We start from the raw sequence: 15,855 nt of genomic DNA on the forward strand, positions 1-15,855 counted from the left end.
TGCCGCCGACCAAGCACAAAGCGCATGACGGCTTGGGGGGGCATGTGCTAGCGTTTTTGAAATTACCTTGTCATCAGCATCCAAACAGTTTCATGTCCGAAACCCTTCCGGGCCTTCCTGCTACCCAAACCAGCGCGCCGGTGGACAGTGTCGATCCGGACAAAACGCACCCGCCGGCCACGATGCTCCGCTATGGCTCGCCAGAAGCGCTGTTTCTCGCCATTCCGCAGATTTCGGAAATGGTGCAGGCGCGTCCGCGCGAAGGAGAAGAAATGGCCGCATTTTTATCGCGGCTGCGGTCCTCCACCACCCCCGAAGAGGCGGTGACCTTCACCGCTTTTGCCGTGGTGCCGCAATTGGCCGTTTGGTGGGCCTACGAATGCCTGCGGCTTTTGCCCGAACAAATTGAGTCACGCGACCGCCCACTTTTGGAAGCGATTGCGGGCTGGACGGCAGAGCCCACGCAAGATCGCCGCTTTGCGCTTATGCGAGAGGCGCTCTTCGCGCCCTTTCGTTCCCCGACCGTGATGTTGGCGCTGGCAGTGGGCTGGTCTGGCGGGCCGCTCGCCCCGAATGACCCGATGCCGGTTCCCCTGCATCGCGCGCCGCGTTCGATCAATGCGGCGGTGCTGTCGTGCCTTGCGCGCGCCGATCTGTCGCGTCGTTCGGTGCTGCTGGCGCGGTTCATCACCATGGCCGAAGCCCTTTACAGGGGCTAGAACACGGGCCACAAATGGGGTTCCTGACGCCGATCGGCGGGGGTGAAGGATCGGACGATGCCGCTGGTTTTGCAAATCGAGAACGTCGATCGTCTACCCGACGGTGGCCCGGTGCGGATCATGGTGGGTTCGCAGGGCTGTCAGGTCGGGCGCAATTCGACCATGCATTGGGTGCTGCCAGACCCGTCGCGAATGATTTCCGGCCATCATTTCGATATTTCCTTCACCGATGGGGGCTGGTGGCTGACCGACCGTTCGACCAATGGCACCTTCTTGCAAGGCAGCCGGTATCGGCTCGATCAGCCCTATCGGTTGCGCCATATGGACCGGTTTCAGGTCGGCCATTACTTGATTGTCGCGCTGATCAAGGAACCTGCCCCCGCGCCACCGCCGCCCAGCCCGCAACCGCCGAGCCCTCAACCCGCTTGGTCGATGCCCTCGCCAAACCCGTCGGCGGGCGCGTACGACCCTCCGGGGGCGGCTTATACCGGTGGGATCTGGAACCTGCCGGGGCAAGATGCGGCAACGCCAGCGGCCAGTGCAAGCGATCCTTGGGCAACGCCTGCGCCAACGCCATCCCCCGCGCCCGCTCCGCAACCGGCCCCCGCGCCGATGCCGCAGCCCAGCCCGATTCCGGCTTCGCAACCGATGCCGCGCCCGGCCCCGCAGCCCTTTGCAACGCCGAGCCAAGCAGCCCCGATGCCCCCTTCGACCGGGCGGATGCCCGGACAGGCAGGCGATTTCGCCGATGATTTCGTCGCCAACCCGGTGTTTCGGCCCGGTACGGTGCCAGAGCCAGCCCCCCCACCAAGCCCTGCGCCCGCCGCACCGCCGCTCGCGGCCCCGACACCAGCGCCCGCTTCGGACGCGCCACAAAGCGCGATCTTGCAACCGCCACCCCCTCCTTCAGAGGAAGGCGTCACGGGGCTTGGCAGTCCGCCCCCCGCGCCGGAACCGCAGCCTTTGTCTGTGCCCCCGCGCGACATCTCTACCCCGCCTGCGCAGGTTTCGCTCCCGCCTCAGGGCGCGGCATCCCCCGGACTTCCCCAAGAAGCAAATACCCCGCCCAACGCGGGGGCAACCGGTGACCTTGTCCGTGCCTTTTGCACCGGGGCAGGGCTAGATCCCGCCGCCTTTGCCGATATCGACCCCGAAGCCTTGGCGCAGACACTGGGCAAGACGCTCAGGTTGACCGCGTCTGAGGTGATGACACAGCTGCAATTGCGTGCTGCAGCCAAGCAATTCACCCGTGGTGGCGACCGCACCATGCGCACGGCGGAACATAACAACCCGCTGAAATTCTTGCCCGATGTCGAACATGCGCTGGAAGCGATGTTCTTGCGCCCGCGGGCGGGTTTTCTGCAAGGCCCTGACGCCATGCAAGAAGCGCTCGTTGATTTGCGCCATCATCAGGTGGCTTTGTTCGCAGCCCTGCAACCCGCACTCAGCCAGCTTCTGGGCGATCTCGCCCCCGAAGATATTGAAGGGGTGACAGAGGGCGGGCTGTTAGGCGGGTCTCGCAAGGCAAAAGCTTGGGAAACCTATGTCGCGCGCTGGGATGCGAAGACTGCGCCGCATGAAAACGGCATCCTTGATGCCTTCTTGATGCATTTCGCCGCCGCATACATGGAAAGCATCGCGGGGCAAAATGGTGGGCGCGGCGGAAACGGCGCGGGCTAGGCCGGCCAAAGCCACACCATAAAAAGCCCCGAATGCAGCCTTGACCCAAACCGGGAAAAAGGGGACGCTCCCGGCATTGACTTAGCTTTTTGGGCCCTTGGGCCAAGAATTTCGGGGGGACCATTACGATGGACTGGTTGACCGACCCTATCTCGGACGAGGCCCCCTGCGGCCCCGATCTAGAAAAGACGGGCGATGCGGAATTCATTGAATATTACTTCGCCGCAGAATCGGAACTCCCCGAACGCTATCTGATGCCTCAGGTCTTCGACCCGGCGTCCATCGACTATCGCAAGGAAAGCACCAAGATCGAAGCGCTGCTCAAACGCAGCCGTGATTTGCGCCTGCTATCCCTTTTGGCGCGCTTCGCCATCCTTTCTGGCCGGGTGAAAGAATTCGCCCAAGCGCTTGAGTCGATGGTCGCGCTGCTGGAAACTTGGCCAGAAGCCGCACATCCCGCGTTGCCTGCGCGCGGCTCGGCGCGGCGCGTGGCGCTCGATTGCCTTTCCAGCACGCCTTGGGTGGTGATGCCGATCCAATATCTGCCGCTTAATGGCATGGCAGAGGTGACTTTGCGCCGCCATCAGGTGGCAACCGGAGAGGCCTCGGCCCGCGACGGCGAAGAAACCAGCACCGCCGCGCAGATCATGGATATGCTGCGCAGCCCCGGCAACAGCGCCAAGGCCGCCGCCACGCAAGAGGCACTCTCGCGCGCTGCGGCAGCGCTGACGAAAATCGCCGATATCTGCACAAAAATCCCCGCCAAACAGATGCAACTTGATTTCGCGCGCCCCTTGGCCGCGATTGCGCAGGCGCAAGAGTTGATCGCGAGCGCCGATCCCACGCTGGCAGTTTGGGCGGGGGATGCCGCGGCGCCCGAAACCGAGGCCGAGCCAGCGAGCACGGAAACCGCCGCTGGCGCCCCCGAGGTTATTCTGCGTGCCCCTTCGGTTTCCGGGGCGAGTTCTGCCCCCGCAATCGAATCCATGGCGCAGGTGAAGGTGGTTTTGAGCGCACTTGAGGCGCATCTTGCGCGCACGGAGCCTTCTTCTGTTGCGCTCCTTTTGGTCACACAAGCGCGGCTCTTGATTGGCAAATCTTTGGTCGAGGCCCTTGAGACATTGCTGCCCGCCGAAGCGAGCAAGGCGACGGTGGATTTTGGCCCGGCCTCGGGCTTTTCGCTCTCGATGGATCGGCTGAAAGCCTTGGCTTCAGAAACCACCGAGACGGCGGAAACAGACACGCTCAGCCCGCCGCAAGCGCCCAGTTTGCGCAACCGCGCCGATATCGCCGCACAGATGCGCGCTGTTGAAGCGTGGTATCGAACGAACGAACCGACGAGTCCAATCCCGCTTCTGCTGACACGGGCCAGAAACTCGCTCGACAAAGATTTCGAAGCCCTTGTCACCGAATTGTTGTCAAAACGAGAAACATGAGGCCGAAAAACGCAATATTCCATCCCGAAGGCACAACGCTAACGGGAATTACGTTGACTCGCACGCGACCCATGCGTTTCACTTTATCCATAAAAGGGAGGTTCACCGATGGCCGCCGACAAAGCCACTGATTTTATCAAGCGCAATCGCCCGCCCCGCGTGCAGATTTCATACGAAGACCCCTATGATAGCGAAAAGCTCGTCGAGCTGCCTTTCGTGATGGGCGTGATGTCCGATCTTTCGGGCAATGCCTCCAAGGTCGAAAAGCCCGAAGTCGAAGAGCGCGAATTTCGCGATGTGACCGGCGCGACCTTTGATCAATATATGTCTGATGTCGCCCCCGGCACCTCCTTCATGGTAGAAAACAAACTTTCTGGCGCGGAAGGCGCGACCAAGATGGGGGTCGAGTTGCATTTCTCGACGATGGAAGATTTCAACCCCGCCAAAATTGCGATGCAGGTCGAGCCGCTGAAAAAGCTGCTTGAGGCGCGGATGCAACTGGCCAACCTGCAACGCTACATGGCGGGCAAGCCCAAGGCGATGGAGCAGATCGAAAAGCTTCTGGCCGATCCTGAACTGATGGCCGCACTCGCGGCGCGTGGCGCGGACGAAGAGAAGGACAGCTAAGATGGCCGAAATGGAAACCCAAGCTGAAGCCCAAGCCGGTGATCTGTCCGAACTCGATCAGTTCTCCGAAATGCTGCGCCAAACGATAAAGCCGCGCACCACAGAAGCCTCGCGTGAGGTGGATAACGCCGTTTCGGCGCTGGTGCGCGAGGTCATGGGCGATCAAGAACTGGTGGCGGGCGATGCGCTCGACACGCTGCAATCGGTCATTTCCAGCCTTGATCAGAAGCTGACCGAACAGATGAACGAGATCCTGCACCATCCCGAATTCCAAAAACTGGAATCCGCATGGCGCGGGCTGGCCTATACGGTCAACAATTCCGAAACCGATGCCACCTTGCGCGTCAAGGTGATGAATATCTCCAAATCGGAACTGGAAGGCATGTTCCGCGCCTATCCCGGCGCGCGCTGGGACAAGAGCCCGCTGAACATGAAGATCTACGAGGCCGAATTTGGCACTTTGGGCGGCAAGCCCTTTGGTGCGCTCGTGGGCGATTACTACTTCGGTTTCGGCTCTGCCGATGTGGCGCTTTTGAAAGATATCGGCAAGATCGCAGCAGCCGCGCATTGCCCCTTCATTTCGGCCGCCGCGCCCGAACTTCTGGGGATGGACAGCTGGAACGAGATCGGCGTGCCACCCGATATCTCGGAAATGTTCCAAACCCCCGATTACGCCGCTTGGAACGGCCTGCGTGACAGCGAAAATTCGCGCTACATCGCGCTGACCATGCCGCGCGTTTTGGCGCGCGAACCCTACAGCCAAGACTCGACCATGAAAGTCGCCGAATTCTCGTTTGAAGAGGATACCGACGGCCATAAGGGCGAGAAATATAGCTGGATGAACGCCGCCCATGCGATGGCGGTGAACATCAACCGCGCCCATAAAGAATATGGCTGGACGGTGCGCATTCGTGGCGTGCAATCGGGCGGTGAGGTGCTGGGCCTGCCGACCCATGTGTTTGAAACCGGCGATGGCTCCAAAGACCTCAAATGCCCCACCGAAGTTTCCATCACGGACCGGCGCGAAGGTGAGCTTTCGGCGGCGGGTCTGTTGCCGCTTGTGCACCGTAAACATACCGACAAAGCCGCCTTCATCGGCGCGCAAACGCTCTACAAACCGAAGAAATACCAAGACGATCTGGCGACCGCCTCGGACAATATGTCGTCACGCCTGCCCTATATCTTCGCGGTTTCGCGCTTCAGCCATTATCTCAAATGCATGGTGCGCGATAAAATCGGTCAAGCGCCCACACGGGTGCAACTACAGACCGAGTTGCAAGGCTGGGTGAACCGCTATGTTGCGGGCAACCCGGATACCGCTTCGGAAGCCGAAAAGGCAAAGAAACCACTCGCCGCCGCAAAAGTCGAAGTGCTGGAGGACGAGGAAAACCCCGGCTACTATATGGGGCGTTTCTTCCTAAAACCGCATTTCCAACTGGAAGGCATGGATATTGGCATGAGCCTCGTCTCCAAGCTTCCCAACAACAAGTGATCAACCAAAGCAGTGACCATTCGAGTGTTGCCTAATCAACGGAGCTTACCATGTCTGTCGATATCTTTCTGAAACTTTCCAATAATATCAAAGGCGAGTCGCAAGACACGACCTATGCGGACAACATTGACGTTCTGGCCTGGTCCTGGGGCATGACCCAGTCGGGCACCACCCATATTGGCGGCGGCGGTGGCGGCGGCAAGGTGAATGTGTCGGACATCACCTTGACCAAATATGTCGACCTTGCCTCCAATGACCTGATCAAACGCTGCACCTCAGGCGAGCATATTGAGGAAGCCGAGCTGATCGTGCGGAAGGCGGGCGGCAAGGCCCCGGTCGAGTACTTCAAGCTGAAGATGGAGATGGTGATGATCACCTCCTACCAGACTGGCGGCTCGAAAGATGGTCTGGACCGGATTCAGGAAACGCTGACGCTGAACTTCCGCAAATTCCAGATTACCTACACGCTGCAAGAAGAGTCTGGCGCTGCGGGTCCGGAAAGCACGACCGGCTGGGACATCGCCAAAAACGAGGAATGGAGCTGATCCATTTGCGCAACCGCGCAGCATGACAGGATGCGGCACCTTATGTGCCGCATCTCTTCCTTGTTATTTCAAAGCACCGGACAGCCGCGATGCGACAGCCCGTTTCTTCGGCGTCCGGCTCGGGACGCACTCCGCAAAGCGGTTTCAAGCAGCGTGACCGTGCCCGCCGCCAGCTTTCCGTGATGCATGTCTTTCGCCTGTGCGCCGAAACTGGCAGCTCGCGGAAATCGACGATGCAAGCGCTGTCGAGTGACGGCGAAACCACCACCCCGCCGATGGTGCGGCTGGCGCGCGAAGGGGTCTCGCCCGAAGATTTGCGCCGACATCTGTCGATTGACCTTGCGAGCTTGATGAACACGATCCGGCTCGATTCCGTCATCAATCTCGACAATCAGCCCAATGTGCGCCGCTCGGTGATCAACCATGGCTTTCTGGATCTGACGGCGATTGCCCGCTCGCGGCGGGCCGAATTGGCGATTGCCGAAGAAATCCGCCGCACGCTGATTGAGCGTGAGCCACGGCTCAACCCCGACACGCTCTCCGTCACGCTTGGCGAACAAGATCAAACCCGCACAGAGAAACTGACCTATCAGATCGAGGCTGAAATCCGCGCCTATCCGGCCGATGTGCCCGTGGGCTTCACCGCCGAAATTGACGTTGGTGCAGGCAAGATACGGATGCGTGGGATGCAGGGGGGCAGATGAAAAAGGCATTCCGCGACACTTATAACGATGAACTCGCGCTGCTTTACGAGCGTGCGGCGGAATTTGCGGCGGAATATCCGGGCATCGCAGAACGCTTGGGCGGGTTGCTGCAAGACAATACCGACCCCGGCATCGCCGGGCTGTTAGAGGGGACTGCCTTCCTCGCAGCGCGGGTCCAGCTCAAGCAACGCGAAGAGTTTCGCGGCTTCACCGATGAATTGCTCGAACAATTCATGCCCGGCCTGCTAGAGCCTTTGCCCGCGATGATGATGGTGCAAGCCCACGGCGCGGACCCGGACAAACTGGAAACCGGCAAGAAAATTCCTGCGGGCTCGTATCTTGATGCACGGCTTTTGGATGCCGAAACCCGGGTGGCGTGCCGTTTCCGGCTAGGGTCTGAAATTGAGCTTTGGCCGCTTGAGATTGAAAAGATCGCCTATTTGGGTACGGCAGCCGAAGTCTCCGCCCTTGGGCAGGATGCCGCCCCAACCACCCGCGCGGCGCTTTCCATTTCGCTTTCCCGACAAGGCGATGCGGGTGAGCCCATTGGCACGCTGCCGCTTGATCGATTGCGGATGCATCTGGGCGGGCCGCTCGCTGAAGCGGTGATGCTTTACGAGCAATTCTTCTGCAATCGCGCCCGGATCAGCCTGCGCTGGCTAGATACGTATGGCGACCCGACCTTTCTGCGGCTGGATCCTGATTGCGTGGCGCAGCTTGGCTTTGGCGCAAAAGAGCGGCTGGTGCCGCATGATGGGCGGCTTTTTGAAGGCTTTGCCGAATTGCGTGAGGGGCTCGCCTTTCCGCGCAAATATCTGGGCTTGCAACTTGAGGGGCTGGCGCAGGCGATTGCCCGCGTCACCTCAGACAAAATGCAACTGATCTTTGAATTTGATCGGGTGCAGCCCGTGCTCTCGGCGCGGCTTGGGCCAGAGGCGGTGATGCTGCATGCCGCGCCCGCGATCAACCTGTTTGACGAGGGGGCCAGCCACGTCCGCCCCGACCGAAAGCGCGCCGATTACATTGTGACGCCCGATCCAAGCCCCTCGACCCATTATGAGGTGATCCGCATCACCGATGTCTATGCGCATTACCCCGGCCGCGCGACCCGGCAGCGGGTGCTGCCGCTTTACGGTCTGCCCGATGGGGAGGCGAACCCGCGGCAAGCGCTGTACTTCACCACGCGCCGTCGCGAACGGCGCCTGACGGAAGATGAGCAACGCTTTGGCCGCCGCGCAAGGTATCTGGGGACCGAGACCTTCATCGCGCTGCATGAACCCCCACTTACCGATGAAGCCGATGCCGTGCAGCGCATCGCGATCCGGGCGCTGTGTTCAAACCGCCATCTGACCGAATATCTGCCGATCGGTGAAAACCGCGATGATTTCCATCTGACAGAAGATGTGACGATCCGCTTTGCCTGTTTGACCCAGCCCACGCCACCGCGCGAGCCGCTTGCCGTTTTGGACGCTGGCGGGCCGCATCATGTTATGCAAGGCGATGTGAACTGGCGGTTGATCAGCTACCTTGCGCTTGGGGCCTTTGGGCTTGATGGGCGCGAGGGGCCAGAGGCGGGTGCCGCCGGGCTGCGCGAGATGCTGTCGCTCTTTTGTGACCAATCCGATGGGGCGACCGCACGGCAAATCCGTGGCATTGAGGGGCTGGCGACCCGGCCCGTCACCCGGATGATCCGCCGCGCCGATGGGTTTTACCCGGCGCGCGGCACGGAGGTTCGCATCACCTTCGACGAAGAGGCGTGGGAGGGCTCCGGCATCATTGGGATTGGCGCGCTGATCGACCGGTTCTTGGCCGATTATGCCCCGGTCAACAGCTTCACCCAAACGGTGATTGTTTCACGCCAGCGCGGGCAGGTGCATGTCTGGCCGCCGCGCACTGGATCGGGGCCGCTGATATGAGCCACAAGCGCGTTCCCGTTCCCGGCCCTGATACGCCCGATGCCGATGAGGCCGCGCGCGATGCTGCGGGCCGCTACGGGCTTTTCGCGCTGTTACGGTTCTTGGAACGGTCCCGCCCGGATCTGCCGCGCATTGGCCGCAACAAACAACTCAAAGACGAATTGGTCGATATCGGCCAAGACCCCTATCTTGCCTTTCCCGATAACGATCTATCCGCCGTTTCGATAGATGCCCGCGGGCGCTGGCGGCTGCGCTCGCAGGTGATTGGCCTCTTTGGCCCGCAAGGCGCACTGCCGCTTTCCACCACCGAAGAAGCCCTGCGCTGGCAGGCGGCGGGGGAAGATGGGTTCACTGCCTTTGCCGATTTACTGTCTGCCCGGTTTCAACAGCTTTTCTTCCGCGCTTGGTCAGACAGCCATGCGATTAGCCAGCATGACCGCCCGGAAGAAGATCGCTTTGCGGGGTTTCTGGCCGCCCTCATCGGCTTTGGCACACCTGCGATGAGCGGGCGCGACAGCGTGCCAGACAGCGCCCGCGTGCATGTGGCCGGGCTGGCCTATGGGCGGGATCGCTCCCCCGTGCGTCTGCGGCAAATCCTAGAACGGCTGTTAGGCGATCCGATTGAGGTGATCGAACATTGCCCGAGCTGGATCGATATCGAACCCGAAGACCGCAACAGCATGGGGCTGCGCGGCAGCCGCTTGGGGCGCGATATGTTTTTGGGCGCGCGTATCCGCACCGTGAATGACCGCATCACGCTTTCGGTCAAGGTGGACAGCTTGCAGGCCTACCGCGATTACCTGCCCGGTGGCCCCTCGCATCGCCGCCTGACCGATTTGGTCTTTTGGTATTTGCGCGACCGAGTCGCGGTAACGCTGCGCCTGTCACTCCCCGCCAATGCCATTCCGCCTGCCCGCCTTGGCCAAACCGCCGAGCTTGGCTGGATGGCCGCCCTTTCCCCCACCTTCGCCCCGGACGATGACCATTGTGTTCCGGTGGCGGAATATCTTCTCGACTTTTCATCACCGACCGCAACCGAGACACACGTCGCAGCTTGAGGCCCGCCATGACAGAAATCACCATTGAGAAATATGCTGGCAAGATGAACCGCGCTGGCTATGACGCCTTCATTCAGGCGATGCGCCACGCGCGTGGCGAGGGCAACCGCCATGTCGAGGTGATCCATTGGCTGTTTCATGCGCTTTCAAACCAAAACGCCGATATTGCGGTCACGTTGCGCGAAACCGGCGTGGACCGGGGCGCGGTGCTCAAATCGCTCGATCAAGCGATGGCGCGGCTGCAAAAGAACGTCACAGAAACGCCCGGCATTTCGGACCGGCTGGCCGATCTGCTCAACCATGGCTGGACCTATGCGACGCTCTTCTTTGGCGAGGTGCAAATTCGCACCGGGCATATGCTGCTTGCCGCGTTGAATGATACGCATCTGAAGCGCGAAATCACCGCAGCCGCGCCGCAGCTTTCGGCGCTGTCTGCCGATCTATTGGGCAAGGAAAGCCGCCGCCTTTGGGCCGCCTCTGAAGAAGAACAGATGCGCCCGATGGATGGCTCGGGCCTTGGCAGTTCGGCGGCTGGCGCAGATGGCGAGGGTGGGCCCGGTGCCGCCACCGCTTTGGGACGGTTTTCGGTGGATATGACCGCCGAGGCCGAGGCGGGACGACTCGACCCGGTGGTGGGCCGCGATGATGAGATCCGGCAAGTGATCGACATTTTGCTGCGCCGCCGCCAAAACAACCCGATCCTGACGGGCGAGGCGGGCGTTGGCAAAACCGCCGTGGTCGAGGGCTTTGCCCAAGCGCTGGCGAAGGGCGATGTGCCCCCCGGTCTGAAAGGCATCCGGCTGCATATGCTTGATATTGGCGCGATGCAGGCGGGCGCCTCGATGAAGGGGGAATTCGAGCAGCGCCTGCGCTCGGTGATTGACGAGGTGCAAGCGAGCCCCAAGCCGATCATCTTGTTCATTGACGAGGCCCATACGCTCGTGGGCGCGGGCGGCGCGCAAGGCACGGGCGATGCGGCGAACCTGCTCAAGCCCGCCTTGGCGCGCGGCACCTTGCGGACCATTGGCGCCACCACCCATGCCGAATACCGCAATTATTTTGAAAAAGACCCGGCGCTTACCCGCCGCTTCCAGCCTGTGCATGTTGAAGAACCCACCGTCGATGTCTGTTGCTACATGCTGCGCGGCTCGCTTGAACCGATGGAAAAACACCACGGCGTGCGCATCTCGGACGAGGCGATTGTCGCGGCCGTGAAGCTCTCCGCGCGCTATATCCCGGCGCGGCAATTGCCCGATAAGGCGGTCTCTTTGCTTGATACCGCTTCCGCCCGTGTGGCGGTGAGCCAAGCCACCACCCCTGCCCGCATTGCCGATTTGCGCGCGGGCATTGCGGCGCTTGATGCGGAGATTGCAGGCAAACTGTCTGAACGCGATTTGGGCGAGGGCAATGAAGAACGGCTGGGCGAGGCCGAGACCGAAAAAGCGAAGCTTGAAGCCCAGCTATTGGACCTTGAAGCGATGCATGCCGCCGAAAAGGAACTGGTCGATAAGATCGTCGAACTGCGCAAATCCATGGTCGAACCGGGCGAAGAGCTTGATGTCGAGGCTTTGCGCGCCGAGATGATGGAGCGGATGGAAAAACTGGCCGCCACCAACCCCGATGATCGTATGGTCTATGCCCATGTCGATGAGCAGGCGGTCGCCTCAGTGATTTCGGATTGGACCGGGATTCCGGCGGGCCGGATGGTGGCCGATGAACTTCAGGCTATTCTGAACCTTTCGGAAACCCTGAAAGAACGCGTGATCGGCCAAGACCACGGGCTGCGAATGATCGCCAAGCGGATCGAAACCTCCCGTGCGGGGCTCTCCAACCCGAACAAGCCGATTGGGGTCTTTATGCTTTGCGGCCCCTCGGGCGTGGGCAAAACCGAAACCGCGCTGGCGCTCGCCGAACAGCTTTATGGTGGCGAGCAAAACGTCATCACCATCAATATGAGCGAATTCCAAGAGGCGCATTCGGTTAGTCTGCTCAAAGGCGCGCCTCCGGGCTATGTCGGCTATGGCGAGGGCGGACGCCTGACCGAGGCGGTGCGGCGCAAACCCTATTCGGTGGTGCTGCTGGACGAGATCGAAAAAGCCCACCCCGATGTGCATGAACTCTTTTTCCAAGTCTTTGACAAAGGGATGATGGAAGACGGCAATGGCCGCCCGATCAACTTCCGCAATACGCTAATTTTGCTTACCTCCAACGTCGGCACCGAGGTGGTGATGCAGATGGCCGATGAAGGCAAGCTAACGCCCGAACCCGAGGTGGTGGAAGCGGCGCTCAAACCCTCGCTGCTCAAGTTCTTCCCGCCCGCGCTTTTGGGGCGGATTGTCACCATCCCATATTTCCCGCTCTCGGCAGAGGTGTTGGGCGGTATCGCACGGCTTAAACTGGGCTCTGTCGCCAAACGCCTGCATGATGCGCATGGGGCCAAGCTCACCTATGGCCAAGACGTGCTCGACCACATCATCGAGCAATGCCGCGACCCGGACAGCGGTGGCCGGATGATCGACAATATCATCACCAATTCGATCTTGCCGGACCTGTCACGCCAAGTGCTGGGGCGCATGGTCACCGGCAACAAAATGACCGAGGTCGAGATTGGGCTGAAGGATGGCGAGTTTGACTATCGGTTTGACGGTGCAACGGCCCCCGGTGCCACCCGGGTTAATGCCCCACAGGAAGCCGATAGTGCTGTTGCTGCGGCCGAACCCGCAGAACCGGTCTGACGAGGAGGAAATTGCAATGGCGAAAGATATTGAATGGGTCTTGATCAAGAAATTCGGGCCAGAGCCGATTGGGGCCGTGGGCTTCATTGGCGACAAGGTGGTGACGGTGATCGGCTTTTATGATGACCGTGATGGCAACCAAGATGGCAAGGTATCGGCGGCGGAATGGCTCGCCTCAAAGCTTTCGCCTATCTCGGTAGAGGGTCGGTCTGTGGCCGAAGTTGCGATGCAAGCGCGCATTGAGCCCGATGTGATTATGCGTGACAGCAGCTTTCCGCAGATGGCCGCACAGATCTACCTCAACTTCGCGCGCGGCCTGCTGCTGGATGGGATCTACGCGGTGTATTTCGCGCGTGGCGTCAAGATGGTGGGCAGTGGTATCGCAAAAATGGTCACCTCAGGCATGATCAAAGAATATGTCGTGCGCAAGGGCTTCGAGAAAGCCGTCCGGGAGGCGTTTGATACCGGCACCGGACGCTGAGCGCGCACGGTCAAAGAGATCAATTGGCGCGTCTCGCGGGCTCCGGCCCCAGCGCGCCCACCACTTGATCGGCGAGCGCGATGAAGGCCTTCACCTCGGGCGGGTCTTCCACCGCCGGCGCGGCGATGATTGTCGCCCCCGGGCCGTTCATCTTGCGGGCCGCCCAAGCCTTCAGATCGGCGACGGTATAGTTTCGCAAGAACGGGTTGGCGCTGACCACCCCCGCGCCCATGACCACGGCGATCATATCGGCATCGCCTGCCGACAGCACCCGGCTCGCGCCCTCCGGCCCCAAGAAGTGCGCCAGATAAAGCCGCCCCGAAGTGATCTGATGGCCACGCGCGCGCAGATAGGCTTCGTTTTCCTGCGCCAGACGTTTCACCATTTCGGTCGAGAGCGTCGGGTCCGTGCGTAAAGCCAACAGTTCTGCCCGGCTCATTTTTGCGACGAAATCGGGGTGATAGTCGCGCATCATCCGCAGCCATGTGCTTTCGATGAACTGGCCCAGCCCGGTTGCGGTGGACAGCGGGTTCTTCGCATCTGCGCGCCCGCCGCTTTCCACCTTCACAATCCGCGCCACCAAAGATTCCACCGCATCCGAGCCTGAAACCGCCGCCGCGACTGCGCCCGACAAAAGCGGCATCGGGTCGACCGGCGTACCAGACTGCCGGAGTTCAAAATGCAAATGCGGCCCGGTCGATAGCCCGGTGGAGCCCACCTCGGCCACCTTTTGCCCCGCTTGCACCAGCGCGCCAGTGGTGATGCCCGGCTCAAAACGGCTCAGGTGGCCATAGCGGCTTTCATAACCACCGGGATGGCCAATGATCAAAAGGTTGCCATAGCCACGATCAACCCCTGCAAATTTCACCTTTCCAGCCCCGGTTGACACAACAGGCGTGCCGGTGGGCGCGGCCCAGTCGATCCCGGCGTGAAGCCGCATCGTTTTCAAAATCGGATGCAGTCGTGGGCCAAATTTGGAGGTCAAAATCCCCGCGACCGGGGTCACAAATTGCCCACCACCAGGGCTCACGCCCGCCGTGCCTCCGGGCACGCGGCATTTAAATCCACCACTCGGATCAGGCATCACATAACAGCGAAAACCCGCGCCGCCTTTCGCGGGCTTGACGCCCACAAACAGCCATTGCCCCGCAGCCGTGCCCCCCGGTCCGGGGCGCGCTGCATAGGCCAATGTTACCCGATCACCCACCTGCGCGGAGCGCTCCAACTCCTGCCCTTTGGAAAGGATGGCGATCAACTCCCCCGCCAATTCGGTAGAGGCTCCATTGCGAATTGCGGCCGAATAGATGGCATCCAGCAACCGAAAGCCCGAGTTCGTGCCTGCGACGCCGCCGGTTTCCGCTCCATCCGTGCCAGCGCGTGCAAGGCTTGGCAGGTTGTCGCGCACCCAAGGATCGGTCGCAGGAGAAATCGTGCCCGCCGGGTCAATCCGAACCGAGCCACGAAAGCCCGAGGCATCATAATGCGAAAGCACCGAGAGCAGCTTGCCCGTAGCGCCCTCGGGCAAGAGCCGCAGCCCCAAAATGGCGCCCACAGGCAAAGGATCGATCCCGTCAAGCACAGCGGCCAGTTGAGGAGCGAGGTCTTCCGCCCCGACCACGCCCTTGCCTGCAAGCACCCCCGCCAAGGGTTGCTCGACCTCGGCCAAGATCACCTCATCTTCGAAAAGCGCACGCCGCGCGGCCTCGGGGCGAACATAGGCCACAGAGGTCGCCAATTCCTCAGCGGGGGGGGGGGCCTCAAGCGCGGCGGGGTTTGCCAAAATGTCCGGTACCGTCTCTTGCGGTAAGGCCAAAATATCGGGGATCGGCACCTGCCCGCCTGCAGCTTCGACCGCAGGCAGGGCAATCCCGTAAACCGCATCGGGCGCGCCCAGATCAACGTCTGTATCAATCGCTTCCAGTTCGGCCCGATCTGCAGCGCCCAACACGGCGGGGCTGGCCATCTGCCCCTCTGCGGCATCGCGCTGCGCCAAGAACAGGGCAAAATCCTCCCGGCTGGAAGGCAGCGCGATCATCAGCTGCCGCGAGGTGGGCACAAGCTCATCTTCAAAGACGGTAAAGCGACCGGGTTCGGGCAAACCAAAACGGGTGATCGACATCACCCCCGGCCCCGAGGTTGAAACCACGCGCGCCTTTGCGCCGGCCTTGGCAAAGCGCAACAAAGTGGGGTCGCCCGCGATATTGATGAAAGCATTGCCCTGCACCACCGGGGCCGCCACATCATCGCTGGCCACCTGCACCATCGTCTCTTCCGCCCCGCCCAGAAGCGCGAGCCGCGCACGCTCTGCAAGGCCCGGCAGATCGACAAAGAACGCGGCCCCCACCAGTATCAGGGCCAAAGGCAAAATGCCGAACAGCAAAACCTGCCGCGCACGGCGGCGGCGATGGCGCGACAGCGCCTTGCGACGGCCCGTTTGAAAGCTGGGGTCGACCTCAAACATC

At 61.3% G+C, this 15,855-nt stretch carries 12 protein-coding genes; 11 read left to right on the plus strand and 1 reads right to left on the minus strand.

Annotated elements, in window-relative coordinates; translation table 11 throughout:
* Positions 1-92: 92 nt before the first annotated feature.
* The 11 genes from BW967_RS03785 to BW967_RS03835 all read left to right on the plus strand — a co-directional run bounded on the left by BW967_RS03785 (position 93) and on the right by BW967_RS03835 (position 13,393).
* Positions 93-719, plus strand: coding sequence for a DUF6931 family protein (locus BW967_RS03785; protein ID WP_245826424.1), 627 nt, complete (start codon positions 93-95; stop codon positions 717-719).
* Positions 720-776: 57 nt separating this feature from the next.
* Complete coding sequence (gene tagH / locus BW967_RS03790) at positions 777-2,399, plus strand: type VI secretion system-associated FHA domain protein TagH (protein ID WP_076483727.1); 1,623 nt, start codon at positions 777-779, stop codon at positions 2,397-2,399.
* Between the two features lie 128 nt (positions 2,400-2,527).
* Positions 2,528-3,835, plus strand: a complete 1,308-nt coding sequence (locus BW967_RS03795; RefSeq protein WP_076483728.1) for a type VI secretion system protein TssA — start codon at positions 2,528-2,530, stop codon at positions 3,833-3,835.
* A gap of 108 nt (positions 3,836-3,943) precedes the next feature.
* A complete protein-coding gene (tssB, locus tag BW967_RS03800) occupies positions 3,944-4,462 on the plus strand; it encodes a type VI secretion system contractile sheath small subunit (protein ID WP_076483729.1) in 519 nt (172 codons plus the stop codon).
* Between the two features lies 1 nt (position 4,463).
* A complete protein-coding gene (tssC, locus tag BW967_RS03805; protein ID WP_097082257.1) occupies positions 4,464-5,954 on the plus strand; it encodes a type VI secretion system contractile sheath large subunit in 1,491 nt (496 codons plus the stop codon).
* A gap of 50 nt (positions 5,955-6,004) precedes the next feature.
* A complete protein-coding gene (locus BW967_RS03810; RefSeq protein ID WP_076483730.1) occupies positions 6,005-6,499 on the plus strand; it encodes an Hcp family type VI secretion system effector in 495 nt (164 codons plus the stop codon).
* 89 nt (positions 6,500-6,588) lie between these two features.
* On the plus strand, positions 6,589-7,203 hold the full coding sequence (locus BW967_RS03815; RefSeq protein WP_076483731.1) for a type VI secretion system baseplate subunit TssE: 615 nt from the start codon (positions 6,589-6,591) through the stop codon (positions 7,201-7,203).
* Positions 7,200-9,119: a type VI secretion system baseplate subunit TssF gene (gene tssF, locus BW967_RS03820; protein WP_076483732.1), complete on the plus strand. Its 1,920-nt coding sequence runs from the start codon at positions 7,200-7,202 to the stop codon at positions 9,117-9,119. Before BW967_RS03815 ends, tssF begins: the two co-directional genes overlap by 4 nt.
* Positions 9,116-10,177, plus strand: coding sequence for a type VI secretion system baseplate subunit TssG (tssG, locus tag BW967_RS03825; RefSeq protein WP_076483733.1), 1,062 nt, complete (start codon positions 9,116-9,118; stop codon positions 10,175-10,177). The genes tssF and tssG overlap by 4 nt, the downstream gene beginning before the upstream one ends.
* Before the next feature lie 8 nt (positions 10,178-10,185).
* Positions 10,186-12,912: a type VI secretion system ATPase TssH gene (gene tssH / locus BW967_RS03830; RefSeq protein ID WP_076483734.1), complete on the plus strand. Its 2,727-nt coding sequence runs from the start codon at positions 10,186-10,188 to the stop codon at positions 12,910-12,912.
* A 16-nt stretch (positions 12,913-12,928) separates the two neighbouring features.
* The gene (locus tag BW967_RS03835; RefSeq protein ID WP_139327791.1) at positions 12,929-13,393 is read left to right on the plus strand and encodes a hypothetical protein; all 465 of its coding nucleotides are present in this window, start codon (positions 12,929-12,931) and stop codon (positions 13,391-13,393) included.
* A gap of 19 nt (positions 13,394-13,412) precedes the next feature.
* Here BW967_RS03835 and BW967_RS03840 read toward each other — a convergent pair whose 3' ends face one another.
* Positions 13,413-15,854, minus strand: a complete 2,442-nt coding sequence (locus BW967_RS03840) for a peptidoglycan DD-metalloendopeptidase family protein (RefSeq protein ID WP_076483736.1) — start codon at positions 15,852-15,854, stop codon at positions 13,413-13,415.
* Position 15,855: the final 1 nt, after the last annotated feature.

Origin of the sequence: Rhodobacter aestuarii, assembly GCF_900156655.1 — a bacterium.
Taxonomy (GTDB): Bacteria; Pseudomonadota; Alphaproteobacteria; order Rhodobacterales; family Rhodobacteraceae; genus Rhodobacter; species Rhodobacter aestuarii.